This is a genomic window from Photorhabdus khanii NC19, assembly GCF_000517265.1.
Classification (GTDB): domain Bacteria; phylum Pseudomonadota; class Gammaproteobacteria; order Enterobacterales; family Enterobacteriaceae; genus Photorhabdus; species Photorhabdus khanii.
Genome location: NZ_AYSJ01000013.1, coordinates 202,629 through 219,840, shown reverse-complemented (window position 1 = coordinate 219,840; position 17,212 = coordinate 202,629). Strand labels below are relative to the sequence as shown.

General features: G+C 40.2%; 14 protein-coding genes and 1 pseudogene. 6 read left to right on the top strand and 9 right to left on the bottom strand.

What is annotated here, in order from left to right; genetic code table 11:
- Positions 1-327 precede the first annotated feature (327 nt).
- Positions 328-880, bottom strand: a pseudogene (locus tag PTE_RS13035) (IS982 family transposase); the annotation flags it as partial.
- 241 nt (positions 881-1,121) lie between these two features.
- On the opposite strand from PTE_RS13035, the gene PTE_RS13030 reads away from it, so the two are divergent.
- The 3 genes from PTE_RS13030 to PTE_RS13020 all read left to right on the top strand — a co-directional run bounded on the left by PTE_RS13030 (position 1,122) and on the right by PTE_RS13020 (position 2,863).
- Positions 1,122-1,442, top strand: a complete 321-nt coding sequence (locus PTE_RS13030; protein ID WP_036847168.1) for a TonB-dependent receptor domain-containing protein — start codon at positions 1,122-1,124, stop codon at positions 1,440-1,442.
- A 169-nt stretch (positions 1,443-1,611) separates the two neighbouring features.
- Entirely contained in the window at positions 1,612-2,310 is a 699-nt protein-coding gene (locus tag PTE_RS13025) for a helix-turn-helix transcriptional regulator (protein WP_036847167.1), read from the top strand.
- Between the two features lie 235 nt (positions 2,311-2,545).
- Positions 2,546-2,863 carry a hypothetical protein gene (locus PTE_RS13020; RefSeq protein ID WP_036847166.1) on the top strand — a complete coding sequence of 106 codons (318 nt, stop codon included), beginning with the start codon at positions 2,546-2,548 and terminating at the stop codon, positions 2,861-2,863.
- Positions 2,864-2,991: 128 nt separating this feature from the next.
- On the opposite strand, the gene PTE_RS13015 is transcribed toward PTE_RS13020, so the two are convergent.
- The 5 genes from PTE_RS13015 to PTE_RS12995 form a co-directional block, all read right to left on the bottom strand.
- On the bottom strand, positions 2,992-3,432 hold the full coding sequence (locus PTE_RS13015) for an OsmC family protein (RefSeq protein ID WP_036847165.1): 441 nt from the start codon (positions 3,430-3,432) through the stop codon (positions 2,992-2,994).
- 120 nt (positions 3,433-3,552) lie between these two features.
- Positions 3,553-3,987: a DUF29 domain-containing protein gene (locus tag PTE_RS13010; protein WP_036847164.1), complete on the bottom strand. Its 435-nt coding sequence runs from the start codon at positions 3,985-3,987 to the stop codon at positions 3,553-3,555.
- A 102-nt stretch (positions 3,988-4,089) separates the two neighbouring features.
- Positions 4,090-5,298, bottom strand: coding sequence for a tyrosine transporter TyrP (tyrP, locus tag PTE_RS13005; RefSeq protein WP_036847163.1), 1,209 nt, complete (start codon positions 5,296-5,298; stop codon positions 4,090-4,092).
- A gap of 44 nt (positions 5,299-5,342) precedes the next feature.
- A complete protein-coding gene (locus PTE_RS13000; protein ID WP_036847162.1) occupies positions 5,343-7,262 on the bottom strand; it encodes a pyridoxal phosphate-dependent decarboxylase family protein in 1,920 nt (639 codons plus the stop codon).
- Positions 7,263-7,719: 457 nt separating this feature from the next.
- Positions 7,720-8,736 carry an NAD(P)H-quinone oxidoreductase gene (locus tag PTE_RS12995; protein ID WP_036847161.1) on the bottom strand — a complete coding sequence of 339 codons (1,017 nt, stop codon included), beginning with the start codon at positions 8,734-8,736 and terminating at the stop codon, positions 7,720-7,722.
- Positions 8,737-9,053: 317 nt separating this feature from the next.
- On the opposite strand from PTE_RS12995, the gene PTE_RS12990 reads away from it, so the two are divergent.
- On the top strand, positions 9,054-9,296 hold the full coding sequence (locus PTE_RS12990) for a FitA-like ribbon-helix-helix domain-containing protein (protein ID WP_036847160.1): 243 nt from the start codon (positions 9,054-9,056) through the stop codon (positions 9,294-9,296).
- 7 nt (positions 9,297-9,303) lie between these two features.
- Positions 9,304-9,990 (top strand): hypothetical protein, encoded by a 687-nt coding sequence (locus PTE_RS12985; protein WP_051477398.1) that lies wholly within the window; start codon positions 9,304-9,306, stop codon positions 9,988-9,990.
- A gap of 46 nt (positions 9,991-10,036) precedes the next feature.
- Here the strand turns inward: PTE_RS12985 and PTE_RS12980 are convergent, their stop codons facing one another.
- On the bottom strand, positions 10,037-10,807 hold the full coding sequence (locus tag PTE_RS12980) for a glucose 1-dehydrogenase (RefSeq protein ID WP_036847159.1): 771 nt from the start codon (positions 10,805-10,807) through the stop codon (positions 10,037-10,039).
- Positions 10,808-11,040: 233 nt separating this feature from the next.
- On the bottom strand, positions 11,041-13,452 hold the full coding sequence (locus PTE_RS12975; protein WP_036847158.1) for a DMSO/selenate family reductase complex A subunit: 2,412 nt from the start codon (positions 13,450-13,452) through the stop codon (positions 11,041-11,043).
- A 404-nt stretch (positions 13,453-13,856) separates the two neighbouring features.
- Between PTE_RS12975 and PTE_RS12970 the strand changes: the two genes are divergently transcribed.
- Complete coding sequence (locus PTE_RS12970; protein WP_036847157.1) at positions 13,857-15,464, top strand: ABC transporter substrate-binding protein; 1,608 nt, start codon at positions 13,857-13,859, stop codon at positions 15,462-15,464.
- 342 nt (positions 15,465-15,806) lie between these two features.
- Here PTE_RS12970 and PTE_RS12965 read toward each other — a convergent pair whose 3' ends face one another.
- A complete protein-coding gene (locus PTE_RS12965; protein WP_036847156.1) occupies positions 15,807-17,057 on the bottom strand; it encodes a hypothetical protein in 1,251 nt (416 codons plus the stop codon).
- Positions 17,058-17,212: the final 155 nt, after the last annotated feature.

Here is a 17,212-nt window from a genome sequence, read left to right as displayed (position 1 = left end):
TATCAGTAATAATTAAAATTGGCAATTACTATTTAAAATAATAATTACATATACCCAATGGATTTCAAGATGCATCGCGGCGGCAAGGGAGCGAATCCCCGGGAGCATAGATAACTCTGTGACCGGGGTGAGTGAGTGCAGCCAACAAAGAAGCAACTTGAAAGATGACGGGTATATATAAATTGATTGATAACGATGATGTTTGTTATCTATTTGTTTTCTTTTTATTTCATTATCTGGGTATGACGTCAAAAGATTTGGCAACACTCAAAGGCATTGATATGACATTGCACTTGTTATCAGGTTAATTGAACGCGATGCTCGACTTTAACATCCTATGACGTTGGCTTGTTGAAGCCAGCCGCGTTGACTTTTACCTTGTTTAAAATTGGCAAAAATATCCAACGTGTGAGAAAGAAGCTTCCTTGGTATTCGATTGTTCAAATGCCACAAATCCCTTGTCCAGCCTTCTCGATAGCAANTTGTCCGGCGAGTTGACCATCACCGNTTCAATTAAACGGCGTTTGGTNTTAATGCNCTTTCTCGTTTCTCTGGGGACGGGATCATCCATATTGGTACGCATCNGCGTAATCATTTCAATGCCCTGTTTCTTCATTGCCTGTTTAAACTCAATGCCTAAATAGCCTNTATCACCGAGTAGATACCCTTTTATCGGAGCGACCAAATCCCANGCTGCTTCACGCTCACTGATACTCGCGGGAGTCAACGTGATCCCTGTTACTACGCCCGTTTCATCTATCATCAGATGCCCTTTAAAACCGTAGTAAGTTTCGTTCTTGGCGGCACAGTACCCATAATCGGCTTGCCCTTTAAAATTGGCGCTGCCTTTAGCTCTTTTGAAGCAAACACCCAAATGATAAAGTCTTGCTGTGACATAGGGCATAATATGACTCCTGATGGTTGTGCTGCGTATTACGGTGATTTTGACCATTGATTTCGGTGATTCCGATCGCGTTTTTCCCGCGTGCTTTTTCTCTCTTTGTTTTTACTCTATGTAATCAGTTTACGCCAGTTTTCGCATCGACTCACCCTTGAGTTGTTCGCACTAACCGCTTCAATCCAAAGAACTTCAATTTTCCTTAGCGGGTGTTATTGCAGAAATGACCACGGAACCCCTAAATGCAGGTTTCGACTATCTGATTGATCAAACACTGTTACCGGGTAACCTCTATTTCAGTGCCGGTGCTCGTTACTATTCAAAAAGTTACTTTGATGCAGCAAATACCCTTGAACAAGGGGGGTATACCCTCTACGACGCTTCACTCAGTTTAGAAATGACACATGGCATTAACATAAAACTTTACGGCGAAAATCTGGGTGACAAAAAATACCGAGTCTCCAGTTTCCAAGTAGGGCCAAATACACTCAATATGATAAGTAAGAGCTTGAATGTTGGGTTGGATGTGAGTGTTGCACTATGACGCAATAATAGGGCTGCTTTATCTGTTGATGCAACTCTGGGCGTTCAAATTCCTTTGGGCTCCGATTGTAGAACGCTATCGTAAATCCGGTTCGGGGGATATCAATCCCCCATCGTATTATGCCGGTCATAACTAATGAAAGATAACGCCTTAAGGGGACTACCTATATATGAATCAACCGAGATGCAAAAATTTTCCTTTGATTACTCGTCAGCTAACAAATATGTGGGATAAAAGTTCTGAACTGTGGTTTGTAAAAGATACAGAGTTCCGTTTAATTTATGGAAATGAGGCATTTATTAAAGTTAATAAACTCCCTAAAAACCTTGATATTATCGGGTATTCTGAAAAAGAATTGCTGACGCTATTTAGTCATTTTGCCCACTTGTTTGAAGAACACGACAGTCAGGTCTTAAAGCATATGCAGAGAATATCAGCTATAGGGATTTACCCAAAGGGGAAAGGTAAACAATTTAGATCTTATTTTTATAACAAATTCCCATTAATGGATGAAAATAATCAATGTATTGGTGTGGTTTCTCATGCCAGAGAAATAGAATATTTTGCAATGGCTCATTATATTAAACATCATATATTTTCCCCTGTTAAATTTAAGCCACCAAACGATATATTGAAAGAGAAAGAATGGGTGGTTATTTTCTTGTTTTGTTGTGGTCTCAGTAATAAAGATATATCGGTCAAAATGGGTATTTCATGCCGTACTGTGGAAAAATATTTCGAAGATATCTATGAGAAACTTTCTGTTGGATCAGTTATGGAGTTAAGATTATTTTGTAAAGAAAATGGCTATGATCTTTATGTTCCACCAAAATATTATAAACCTATGGGATATTTTTTATTAGATTAATATTACGGCCTGCTAAGTTATTGGCATAATTAGCGCCCCTGCTCTATAATAACCCCCTCTATTCTAAAAAAGAGTGGGTTATTAGTTAATTTCAATAAAGTCAACAAAAAATCATTCTTATATTATTTGTTAAAACAAATATCTTTTATATTGGCAGTAAATTGGTGCAAAGATTATTCGCATACTCTACACTTCAAAACACCAAATTTTCTTTATTATTAACCAGGAGTTGAGTATGAAAAAATTGATATCTATGCTATTTATTTTTATTGGTATGATGAGTGCCCCCGCATTCTCAGCGGAAACGAACAGTGGCGTTGTCAAAGTTGCAGAAATGAAAGCTGATTGGGACAATCCTGCACATTATCTTTATACCTTCAGCGGAAATTTAGTCGGTAATTGTGGAAGACCAGGTTATATTTGGTCAGGATCAAGCTCTGAAAACGTTAATAAACTATTAAGCCAAGCTTATGCACAGGGTTTAAATATTAAAGTTGGCATAGAGAATGTAAGTTGTAATATCACTACGGTTTACGTTATTAAACAACAGTAATTAATTATTATATTATTATATTATTATCAACAGGATAAGGAGTTAAAAATCCTCCACTTCATAGTAGAGGATTTTTAAATTAGCTTAAACAATCTTTCCTTTACGTAATTATTTAAACACGGCGCCTATTATTCGCAATATATTTCAGTGGCGAAACTTGGCGTATTCTCAATGGTGTCATGAACCGGGCAAGTTTTATTAATAAAATCGACAAAAGCATGAATTTCTTCTTCACTATTGTCAGCTTTAATATAAAATTTTGTCACTATTTTAGAAAAACCTAATTTCGCTTGTTTATTTCTACCAGTGAAACCATCAGTATCAAGCTCACCTTCCAGATCAATGTGAATATCAATTAAATTAATTTTATGCATTTTAGCAAAGGCTTTTGCCACGATACATTTACAGGCCCCCAAGGAACAGAGCAGAGCCTCAACAGGATTCATCCCCTGGTCAGTGCCACCTAAATTACGTGGCTCATCTAAACAAAAGGAGAAATCTCTTGATGTACATTCAACTTTCAATCCAGCTACAGATTTTGCTGTGGCAGTAAATAGTTCTTTCGCCATGATCCAACTCCTTATAATCAACATTCGTTTTTCGTAAGGTCAAACACTGATTGTTATCATAACTTTTAATTTTTCTTTTTTGTTTTTAAAATGCTTATCTTGCTTTCAGCGTCACAAATCTTAATCAGGGTAAAACTCAGAAGACAGGATTTGGGAAATACTCCAAATACATACATCAGGAAACTCATCCAACCCCGTTTCATTCATTGCTGATGCGACGGCTTTCGACCAAACAACATCAATCCAATCTGAATCGCTTAATTTCGTCTTTAAACTGAGTGATTCTTTTAAGCCATAAAGAATTTCTTTTCTTTGCGCTTTAATTGTTCTTTCCCAACTTGTTCCTCTATAACTTGGCTGATATTTCCATTTCAGTAAATGAGCAATTAATACTCCCATGCGGCTAGCCAATTCACGCTGTTCACTCTTACCTACGTCTTCGATCTCCTCAGCAATGTTGACTATGTCAATCTCAGAAAATTTACCGGCACGCAATAATGCCGCCTGCTCATTTGCCCAGGCGACTACATCAGTTTCGTAACGTGTATGATTCATAACTGCCCCCACTAATAGGCCTGCCATACAAATAATTCATATGGCAGTTTGTCAGAGAATACATTCTGGGTCAAAAAAGAACTTATCTTCAAAACAGCATGTTCATCCCACTTTCGGCAGCACCCCACTCACAAGCGCGATCTGAATTGCTATCACAGCAACACCACAGGCAAATACCAGCGCCAATACTGGTTTACCACCTAATACCCGATACCGGCGTTCATTGTGCTGGCGGGATCTAAATGCCAGCAGGCTGGGTAATACCAGCGCCAAAATGGATAAAGCAACTGCGGCATATCCCAAAGCCATTACAAAACCTTTTGGATAAAACAGAGCGAAAACCAATGGGGGAACGAAAGTCAGCAACCCAGTCTGCATACGCCCTGTTATATTACTTTTACACTTAAACAGATCACCCAGAAAATCAAACAGACCAAGTGCAACACCAAGAAATGAGGTAGCGAGCGCTAAATTGGCAAACATTTGTACTGAAAGCTCCGTTTTCGGTGAAGCAACAACTTCACGAATGCTGTGTAATAAGCCATTCAACCCTGAGTTTTCAGCTAAAATACCAACAAACGTGACGGAGTTGATACTGCCCAACGTTGCTAATTGCCAGAAAATATAAGCGAGTAGCGGAATGGCGCTACCGATAATAAACACCCAGCGTAATTTACGTATATCTCCATCCATATATTTTACAATGCTGGGAATACTGCCGTGAAAACCAAACGAGGTGAAAATCACAGGAATTGAGGATAAGACTAATCCTTGTTCTAATGGCATAGTCAATAAGTTGGCATGCTGAACATGCGGCATCATCAGTCCTAACATCAATATTAGGAAAATAATTTTTGCACTGAAAAGTACCCGGTTAACCATATCTACTGAACTGGTGCCAATGCAAACAACCCCACCGCCAATCACAGTAAACAACGCAACACCGATTGAAGCTGGCAAGGATAAATCAAACCATTTATTGATATTGGTTGTCAGTAATTCCCCTGCACCACTGATATATGCAGATGTCAGCGCATACATCAGAAACATCATGCTGAAACCGGCTAATATTTTACCGCTACTACCAAGATAACGTTGTGCCAGCGTTCCCAACCCCGTATCAGGAGATTCATACTGATAAACTTCAACCATCAATAATGCGGTATAGCTCATCAAAACCCACAATCCAACCAGCATGATAAAACTTATACCAAATCCTACACCGGCGGTCGCTAATGGCATGGCCAGCATTCCAGCACCAATCGTAGTCCCGGCGATGATAAAGGTACTTCCAAGAGTACGGTTTTTCATATTTTTTCCCTTCAAATAAACAGCAAATGTTTAATAATAGAAAATCAGGCGTCTTTCTTTTTTTCTTGTTCATCAACGATCTGAGTCAGTTTTTTAATAAAAATCTTCTGGAGCCGTTCCCAATACTCGTCAAAATCATCAATATTACGCAAACAATGGGTCATGACTGCGGCACGTAGCAGATACAGGCTGTGAACTTTCTCCCATTCTTCCCGGCTGAAACCACAGCTTTCAACATAATGCCAGGGAGTATCACCATATTCTCCATAACCAAGAGAGGTGGAAGAGGTCAGAAAATCATTAGTGTAAGTACGGCCAGAGGCATATGAACAAAGCTCATACATGCGTTTATTAAGGCGGTTGTGATGCCCCAGATCGTCATTGCCTTGCTCTTTAAAAGTAAAATTGACCATATGGAAATCAGGATGCGGCATGGCATGAATTTCAAAACGACGTTTACCAACAACAAGGGGCTCTGCCATTAAAAGTTTTTTAGTCATCCAATTGGCTGCCACAATGCCTGAAGCAATCACTTTTCCATAGCCGCTGATATTCAGTGGAACCAATCGGTGTGCAGCCCAAATTGCGGCTGCGCTAGCCCCAGCTTTTGAACCCTCCATAATCGAAGCGCCGAGCACCACATGCCGGTTAACAGGTTGCTCCGATTGCGCCTCAACGTCTTCAAACACATAAGCCGCACGGTAGGAAATCAGGTCAACAATACGCTTATCTTTCATACATACCGCACCGGCTGCATATTGAATAAATCCAACTTTATGTGGGTCTACGGTAATCGAATCAGCCTGACACATTGCCCTGAAACTTTGATAAATTTCAGGCTTAGGCCAAATAATATCTTCAGGAGTAATGTCTAATTCACGATAACGGCGGATAAGTTCATCATATTCCATCAACTCACCCTGTTCGTTAAGAAACATTGCGCTGGCATACCCTGCATAAGCCGCATCAATATGCAAATAAAATGAGACGCCATAACGCTCTTCACACTCTTTACGCAACGCAATAACTTCATCAACTCGATCAATGGCACCTACTTCAGTGGTTCCAACGACAATCACCATAGCCAAAATCGGTTCGCCCTGCTCTATCAGGCTGAACGTGATTTCCCGCATTTTTTCAACATCAGTACGATAGTTTTCATCTACCGGCAGTGAAACAATGTGCTCTTGACCGATCCCCAGAACATCCACCGCTTTCATCCATGAATAATGCTTCGACTGCGGAACCAGAACTTTGCCAAGCATTCCTTGCTTTATCCCAATACCACGGCAAGAAAGTTCACGAACTTCTTCGAAAATACCACGCCGTTTTAATTCATCAGTCAGATCCAGAATATCTGATGACGACATATTCAACAGTTGTTGTTCTGATTTATTCTCGACCAAATCACAGGATTGCGGGTGTTTTGCAATGGCAAGCGGCATGGTTTTTAAATTACGCGCAACCCATAATCCCTCATAGTTGGCAACGGTTCCACCGGATGTGATATGCCCCCAGGCCCGGCGGGTGTCATAGCCAAACATCTTGCACAAATCCAACCCTGCTTCAATTTCCAGCTCGGTGGTTGTCGGGGATGACTCATGAGCACAATTGTTCGGGTTGTACATCATCGCCATGACATAAGCGAGATTAGAAACCATTAAGGTATCGGCATTGATATGCCCCATATAGCGAGGAGAAAACCAGGGAACAGAGGTGTTTTTCAATTTTGCAGAGAGCTGGTTCAGAATCCCCTCCGTTCTATAAAGGGTTTCTCTGTAATCAGGTTCATAACGATCTACTGAAGTTACCAAGGCGGGATCTTCTGGATGAAAATCAGAACGCCAGTGCATATGCTCACTTACGGCATATTCCATCATTTCTCTAAAAAAAACCGCATTTTCTGATTTAGGGCCTAAAAACAACGCATCAATGTTTAAGTGCGAAGTAAACTGCTTAGTCATAATCACCTACCCTTTTCCAACTGACAAAAACGACTGTCAGCAACAGAGAGATTTCGATTTTCTTTATTTATTAATGAAATCACTATCATTCTCTGATAAGCAGACAGAAACTTTTATGCCACCTGACTTACTAAAAGCTGGTAATACCTCAGTAATCCAGACATTAAAAAAAACCTATCAGGTGAAATTGATTAGTCATTAACATGTCTATAACCGATCATTTGTTAATAGATATAGTCCATATTTGTTAAAATATTAATAATAATATTAAATATAAATTCTGATTTTGTGCGCGAGGACAAATAACGGATAAAAACCAAGCAGAAAACAGAGGGGAATAATAGCTTATTAGATATTAAGCTTATTAATCATAAGGATTTTTTCTAACATGAAACTGTTAATAGGCAAAATGCAGGGCTACCCGTTGAAAATAGCCCTGATTTAAGAAGAAGTACTTTCAAGACGATACATTTACCAACATCACTTTGCCGATAACATCACCCGCTTCCATCATACGATGTGCATCAGCGGCATCTTTCAAATCAAATACTTTACAAATTAATGGGCTGACTTTTCCTGATTTCAGCAGTGGCCAGACATATTCTTCTAATTCCCTGGCTATCTCTGCTTTTTCCTCCACACTGCGTGAACGTAATGTAGAACCCGTATGAGTCAGACGTTTTTGCATTAAAGACATCAGGTTAAGGTTTTCAGGATCCCCTTTCATCATACCAATCTGAATAATTCGCCCGAACTTAGCAGCAACTTTATAGTTTTTATTGACATAATCACCACCGATTAAATCAACAACCATATCAACGCCGTGATTACCCGTTATTTTCAATACCCGATCAACAAAATCTTCTTTTCGATAATTAATAACAAAGTCAGCGCCTAAACTGTGTGCAACTTTAGCCTTCTCATCCGAGCCGACGGTGGTAATCACTTTGGCGCCGAAGGCTTTTGCTAACATAATAGTGACACTCCCTATTCCAGAAGTCCCACCATGAATCAGCAAATTTTCTCTTTGTTTCAACTTGCCAGTCTGGAAAACATTAGCCCAGACCGTAAAAAAGTTTTCCGGCAATGCCGCCGCCTGGACAAAATCCAACCCATATATGGGTAAAGCTATGGAATCATGTACCAGGCAATATTCAGCATAACCACCGCCGGCAACAAGAGCGCAAACCTTATCGCTAATATTCCAGCGTTCACAACCTTCACCTTTGGCAACGACTTCTCCTGCAATCTCTAGCCCTGGTAATGGAGAAGCATCAGGTGGTGGTGGATAAGAACCCATTCGCTGAAATATATCAGGTCGGTTAACACCCGCCGCAGCCACTTTAACGAGCAAGTAGCCTTTTTCTAATCGTGGTAATGGCGTCTGAACCAGATGCAATTTTTCCGGGCCGCCAGGCTTAACAATACTGATCGCTAACATATATTGGGGTAATGAATTGATTTGGCTGTGCATACATACCTCTTATTTCTTCTGACGATCCTTTTTATGGATTTCGTTTAATATGATAAGTGGGATTTGAAGTGCCGTAGGACAAAAAACCCATTAAACCATGACCATAACAGAAAACTGTTATATGACAAATATGTGAATAACTCAGAATAAGTCATTACCAACATCATTGTCGGTTATCTGTTCGTTTTTTCTCACGAGTCGTTTCTTTTCTTTAAAACTTTTTCATCTTGGAGCCGCAGAGGTACAGTTGATAAATGTTGTCTTTATGATGTCATTAATTTAAAGTGCAATCATTGATATCAAAAAGAGGTATTGATATGTCATCTGTCACTATTCGCAATTTACCGGATGAGGTACACCGCGCTTTACGTGTGCGAGCCGCAATGCACGGTTGCAGCACCGAGGCGGAAATCCGCAATATTCTGGCCGCTGCTGTTAAGCCAGAAGGACGTGTACGCCTAGGAGACGCACTTGCCGCGATTGGCCGCCAAGTGGGGTTGAAAGACAAGGATTTTGAAGGTTTTCAGCGTGATAAGATACCAGCCGAGCCGATGGTTTGAGGTACGAATGGAGGCAACAGCCGAAGAATCCAATAACCGGGTAATAAAACCGACAAGTGGGTTTGACCAATCTGAACTTATCAAAGCACGCGTCATCAACCTTGCCGATCATTTTATTGATGTGCTTAGAAAAAAAGATCCGGATAGTATTTCTCTATTATTGACTCTACCTGATGATGAGTTTTGGGCGGAAATCAAAGGACGGGCCAATTATATTAAAGTAGTGGAAACGGTCACTCCGGAAAAGAAAAAACATGAGGAGTTTATCGAAAGCAGGAACGCTTTCCTTACCTGTCTTGGGGAATTCGGCGGAGTTTATAAGTCCAGCAAGGTGGCTGACATATTAGGCATAACCCGCCCGACAGTAAATAAATATGGTGAGAATCATAAACTCATTGTACTCAACTGGGGAATTGAAAACTTATACCCTGTTTTCCAGTTTTCGGTAAATAAAAAAACCAGTAATAAAGGATATTTAAAAGGTGTTCCGGAAATACTGGCTAATATAGGGAAAGTAAGTGACGTCAAGAAATGCCATTTTTTCATCCGTAAAATCAATACATTTGAGCTTGATATGGGTATAGACGGATCTACAACAGTACTGGATATTCTCAGAAATGGCGCGTCCAATGATGAAATTGCTCAATTAGTGAGACTGGCGCAGATCTTCGGCTCTTCTGACACAAAAGCCTGAGCAAGTGTTATTTATGCTATGGTGTAAAATCTGAGCCAATAAACGATCACAGCACCACTGTTTGCCCACCATCGACAAGTAGAGACACACCCGTTACGAACGACGCAAGATCCGAACCTAACCACACCACCGCATTTCCTACCTCTTCTGGCTCACCCAAGCGCCGGAGTGGCATCCGTTCACACAATGCATCAAACATTTTGGCGACTTCAGGCGAAGAAAGCGGAAGCGCTGTATTGATCAACCCTGGACATACCGCATTGACGCGGATACCCGCTGGCCCAAAAGCATCGGCCAACGCAGCTATCATCATATTTACGCCCGCTTTGCTGGTGGAATAAGCTGTCGTGAGTTGACCCGTCCTAATGGATCCCATACTCGACGTTGCCACGATACTCCCACGTTTGCCCAGTTTCATCATCTGTTCAGCCGCCGCCTGTGCACCGAATAGAACGCCATCAAGATTGACGTTAAGCAGCTTGTGAAAATCGTCCGGACTAATTTGTGGGCCATCAGTGGATAACGCAATTCCGGCGTTACAAGCCATTAGATCAACACCACCAAACGGCGTAGAAACATCGACCAACGAGTCCATATCACTCCGTGAAGTGACATCACACTGATGAAATATCGCTTCCACATTCATCGAACGAAGACGCTGGACCAGCGGTGTTCCTCCTTCACGAGGTTGGTCCGTAATGTCACCGATGATCACAACCGCTGCACCATGACGGGCAGCCGCCAAAGCAATACCCGCTCCGATGCCACTTGCCCCACCAGTGACAATCACAACTTTGCCTTCTAGCATACGATCCATGATGTACCTCATTATGTCGTGTGTGTGAGATAAACTATTGTTTTATGGTATACAAGCTACCTCTTGTGAGATTATTCCGGCAATGCTTGAAAGAGGTGTTTCGGTGAGATAATTTTGGTTTTACAAGTTATATCTCACTTTTCTTGAATACCTAACATATATCCGAACCTCCGGCTATCGTCAGAGCAGTCTTTGGCGTTGATTAGACTCAGGGAACACAATATGCTATAAATTCACTCATGCTTTTTTACCTCAACCAATAATGTTAGATGAGAGTTTCCGTGCGCAAGTGCTGTTTTACGGGATGATGTCAACACATTGACACAACCACCCCAATCAACACCATTTTTATCCGGTTGCCACCATGCACCGGCTGGCATTGCCACCACACCGGGAATAATACGTTGAGTAACTTCAGCAGGAACCATAGAAATACCACGATCATTAAATACACGCACCAAATCCCCCGATTCAATATTGCGTTTCTGTGCATCCATAGGATGAATCCACAATTTCTGGGTTTGAACTTCCTGTACCCAAGGGTTTGAATATTGGGTTGAATTAGAGCGGTTTTTCCCTTTCCAGGTAATTAATTGCAATGGATATTTTTCAGTTAATTTATCCTCCGGCCCTTCAAATGCCGGTACATAATGTGACAATGCCGGGATTTCAGGATTTTGCATGTCGTACAAGCGCTTAGAAAATATTTCTATTTTTCCTGACGGTGTTGGAAATGGATGATTTTCCGGGTCACGAATATTGTCTTCGAAAGCGACGTAGGGCGGTATTTTGAAAAGATGTTTATGCGTACTTTGTAATTCTTCAAAAGTTGGCAAATTTGCTTCCGGCATTACCTGACGATTAGATTCCATAATATGAGCTATCCACTCTTTTTCGTCACGACCTTCACTGAACTCACGTTCAACACCCAATTTTGCTGCGACTTCGCGTATCCATTCATAATCAGAACGCCGTTCGAATTCAGGTTCAATCAGCTTTGATGACAGAATGAAATAACTGCCGGTACCCCAGGGATAAGCAATATTCCAGCGTTCCATAAAACTGGTTTCCGGCAATAAGATATCTGCATATCGGGCACTGGGCGCCAGGTAAAGATCACTGGAGACAATGAACTCAATTTTAGATTCATCTGCCAATATTTTGACTGCCTGGTTGATATCTGGGTTTTGATTGGCAAGATAATTACCCGCAAGTGAGAATAACACACGGATATTGGTGTTTAATTTATCGGCATTAACCAAACCCTCTTCCGGGGTAACTTTACTGGCATCATCGGCGGCCTGAACCCAATTCATAACGGAGATTTTTTCTTTTACCGGGTTTTTACCCAGATCAAGCCCGTACAGATATTTATTCCCCGCAACACCCCCGAAACCTGCTGCCCACCCGCCTTTTTTACCCACATTACCGGTTATTGTGGCTAAAATTGTTGAGCCACGTGCGACACGTTCGCCACAGATATGACGTTGCGGTCCCCATCCCTGCATCAGGGCTGCGGGTTTAGTGCTGGCGTATTCACGAGCAAGCTGACGAATTGTATTTGCCGGCACTTTAGTGATTTTTTCAGCCCATTCGGGTGTTTTTACCCTGCCATCTTTAGCGCCCGTTAAATAAGCAACCAAAGATTCATTGGCAGGAACACCCTCCGGCATATTGTCTTCATCAAAACCAATGGTATAACGATCAATAAACTCTTTATCGTGCAAATTTTCACTGACAATCACATACATCATTGCATCCATCATCGCGTTATCGGTTGTTGGAAGCAAAGGAATCCATTGGTCAGCCAGCGAGGAAGCAGAATCGGAATAACGGGGATCGACAACAATAAATTTGGTGCCGTTTTTCTTCATTTTTTGGAAATAGTGATTGGTGTGACCAAAAATAGTTTCAGCCGGATTATGGCCCCAAAGAATCACCAATGGCGTATCTTCCAAAGTATCCAGTGTGCTGCCGGAAGTTGCCACACCATAGGTATAAGGTGTCGCTGCCGCTGTATTACCCATACTCACGGAATGGTAAAATTGTAAATGCCCGCCGGTAATATTCAGTAAACGACGCAACATTTTATCACCGGATGATACACCCCCGATTACGGCTGTATTAACGCTGACATAGCGACAAGCCGGGCCATATTTCTCAGTCATGTGTTTCAGCTTATCTGCAATAATGGTTGTTGCCTCATCCCAGGAGATTCGCTCAAACTTCCCCTCTCCCCGCTTGCCAACCCGTTTCATCGGATATTTTAAGCGATCAGGGTTATAAACAAATTTGCGATAGCCTTTGCCACGAACGCAAGCCCGCATAATCGGCATGGCTTCATCAAGTTCATGATCCGGTCTGGTGGTTATCCGGGTGACGACGCCGTTTTTAACATGGGCGCGGATATCACATCTTCCCCCACAATCAAACGTACTACAGGTTGGTACGACTTTGGTTTCGCCGGTATCGACAACGCTAACTGGCAGAGATCCCTGATTTTTTTTCTCCTCTGCAACCGTTGTGCGGGCAGAAACAAAAGGGACAGAGATAAGTGCTGCACTGGCCTGAACAAAACGACGACGGCTGACCACCAACTCATCACTCTGTTCATTGACTTCATAATTTATATTTTTATTTTTCATAATTAGCCTTCATATTGCATTTCATGAGTATGATGCATGTTATGCAGGAAAAACGGGGAAAATTTTGATAGTGCTCAAGTATAAATATAATTTAGTTCACATTTTCTTGGAAAATTTTACTAAATCTGGTTAACTCGTTAATGCTGAAAAGAATAGAAGAAAGGTATCACTGATGCTATTTAAGCATAAGGATCCAGCCCTCTTTCTCTTTTCAAACTTATGGTAAGAACAAATAGGATATTCAATAGAATAAGCTTGCCAACGACTGAATGACGACCAGAGGATTTTATAACAATAAACATATCTCCGTATCTGGACAGGATTATTTCCAGAAAAATCAATACCAAGTGTTTATCAATCCACAACATCAATTTAAAAAATGAGATATTATTGGAGAGAGAATAATGAAGAAAGTAATAAAGAATATATTTTTATTCACTGGTTTTATAGTTGGGAATTTAACATTATCTCACGCGGCAATTATTCCAGAAGATACAATCTTAGCAGTTAAGCAAGATATCGTTCGTAATAATGGTTCAGAGCCTGTCTCTCTTGATGTCCATAAAGTTGAAAATGATGTTGAATTTAATATTATTCATGATTTTTTCAGTGGATTAGTCAGCACAGGCAATGATGGAAAAATCAATCCTGATTTAGCGACTCGTTGGGAAACCAAAGATAATAAAGTCTGGTTATTTTATCTAAGAGAAGGCATAAAGTGGTCTGACGGTTCACCTATTACTGCGCATGATGTTGTCTTTAGTTGGCGACGTTTGGTTGATCCCCAAATTGCGTCTCCATATGGCAGTTATCTTGGAAACATGCATATAATCAATGCTAAAGATATTATTTCCGGCAAGAAAAAAACCGATGAATTAGGTGTTAAAGCATTGAGTAATCTGACAGTGGAAGTCACATTAGAACAACCCGTATCCTATCTTTTACAGATGCTGGCTTATCCTGTTATGGTGCCTGTCAGCCAAAAAGCCATTGAAAAATATGGCGATAAATGGACTCATCCAGATGTATTTGTTAGTAGTGGACCATTTAAATTGTCTGAATGGATTGTTAATGAAAAAGTCGTTGGCGTCAGGAATTCTCAATATTGGGACAATGCACATACTGTTATTAATAAAGTTACTTATCTTCCGATAGCATCGGAAACAGCAGATGTGAATCGTTATCTGGCCGGAGAGATAGATATAACTAAGAATATTCCATCAGTTTTATTTCAATCTTTAAAAACTAAATTAGGCGATCAAGTTCACATTACACCCGCATTAGGCGTTTATTATTACGATTTTAATAACCAAAAAGTGCCTTTTAATGATGCTAGGGTAAGACAAGCATTAAATTTGGCTTTAGATAAAGAGATAATAGCACATAAAGTCTTAGGGCAAGGCCAAGAACCCGCCTATAATCATACCCCACCCAATACCGGAGGAATGAATTTAGAGCAACCTGATTATGCATTATGGACGCAGCAGGAAAGAATTGAAAAAGCCAGGCAGTTATTAAATGAAGCCGGTTATGATAGAGATAATCCATTGAAATTTAAACTTCTTTATAATACATCAGAGGAGCATAAAAGAATTGCGATTGCCGCGACTTCAATGTGGAAAAAAAATCTGGGTGTAGATATTGTTTTGCAGAATCAAGAACGAAAAGCACTGTTAGATGTCATTCATCAAGGTAATTTTGAGATGGTGAGATATGCACGGATTGCTGATTATAATAATCCTGCATCGTTTTTAAATAACTTTGTGGCTAATAGTTCTAATAATACTTTCTTATATAGCAATGAAACTTATGATGATTTGATAAATAAAGCCAAAGCAACAAATGATCGAAAATACTTTCAACAAGCAGAAAGTATTCTGGCAAAAGATGTACCAGCAATTCCTGTTTATTATTATATTGGTGCCAGATTAGTAAAGCCTTATATTGGCGGATATTATCTTAGCCCACTCGGTTTTGTGTCGTCGAAAGATCTTTATGTTATTAAACATTAGCATAACATTCTTGTAGCATTTAAGTGGATATTACGGTTTTGAACAGCTTGATTTGTTTTAAACCGTAATATATTGGCCTATTACTCCAACTCATAAATTCAAGTGCCATGTATTAATCTCAATAAAAAGGACATTAACACTGTTGAGTTATGTGTCTAGAAAATTGAAGATACACCAAATGAATTTCAGAAATAATCCCATCCAATATGGGAACAGAATGATACTGTTCCCATCTCTTACTTATTTCCATCCAAACAGTTAATACACGTTATTCACTTCAATGTATCGTTAAACATTACAGGATCATCACGATAAGCGTTGAGTTTATCTCTGACCCAAGAGTCAGGAATTGGCAGATTTCTCGATCCTGATATTCAACACATTCTGGTCACCAGAGTTTATCGTGATAGAGCTAGGCACAGAAACGACATAAACTGTTTTCGAGATGATAAAATTGCTGGCTTCAACGGTGTAGGTACCTGGCTTGACAGGAACTGGCCACGTTGAACTTCCTGATATAATCTGGATTTGTTGTTCATAATCCATCTCTTCAGATGATAATCGGATTGATAATCCACTTTGTAGTACATCACCGGTTTCTATTGTTACTGTTAATTCAGGGAAATCGGTCGTATCTATATTGTCTATTGTGACTAAATTGGCAGTGTATTTAACATCAATTAGTTCATTTTGTAATTCCACTGGAAGAACGTTAAAAGTGTATATCTGGTTATTGAGGTTTACCGTGTCAATAACAATATTAACCACTCCGCTACTGTTTAATTTACGTAATTGAGTGGTTTCATTAACTTTAGTAGCGAAATTAGCAATCATGTCACCGTTTATCGCATCTAATACCGTGACGTTCAATATCTCATGTTCAAGCCCCGGAATATTATCAACGGTAAAATCAATGGAGCAGTAGTATTCAACTTGACCAAAGTCAACCGACGCTTCTGTCGTTTCGCCTGTAATAACCTCTATCGTAGCCGGAGTAACCAGCACTGGAGCCACCACAGTTAAATCTCCATTTTGCAGATCCGGAGCACTCAACGAATAGTCACCGGCCAAGATACTTTCCAGCTGAGTTGTGCCCATTACCATATTTGTTGATACTGAATATCCGCCTGCGTTAGTAACCAATACAGTAGGTTGAAGATTATCCAATGCAGGATCAGGTGATTCTGCACAGGTAATATTAACCGTGCCATTGATCTCTGGTGTACTGTCTGCGGCAAAAACAAAGGAATCAAGATATTTATTGGGATCTGTTGTCAGATCTCCATTGACACCAATGGTTATTGAATCTGAATCAATAAATATATATGGATTTGGGAAGGTTATTGTTACTGTTACAGAAAATGTATTGGCATCAATAGAGATATTTTGAACGTCAATATCCCAATTTTGCCATTCGGAAAATGATAGATTTATATAAGTTGGCAATATTTTAGCCGGAGAAAGAAAGTTAAAACTCAGATAGTTATCAATGTGAACCTGCTCTCCAGTATCATAATGTAAGTTATTGACAGTAATAGAGCCATAATAAGGTGTAGCACCAGGATCCACAACAGCATTATATAAAATACTCACTATAACCTCTTCTATATATCAAAATTGAAATAATATCCCTTGGAATTGCAAGGACTGCTTTTCCCCTAATAGAAAGCGAATAAATTAGCTTTCTGAGTAGAAATTGATAATTCAATTGGCACTGATTAAATTAAAAAGAGAAAATTAATATGGTA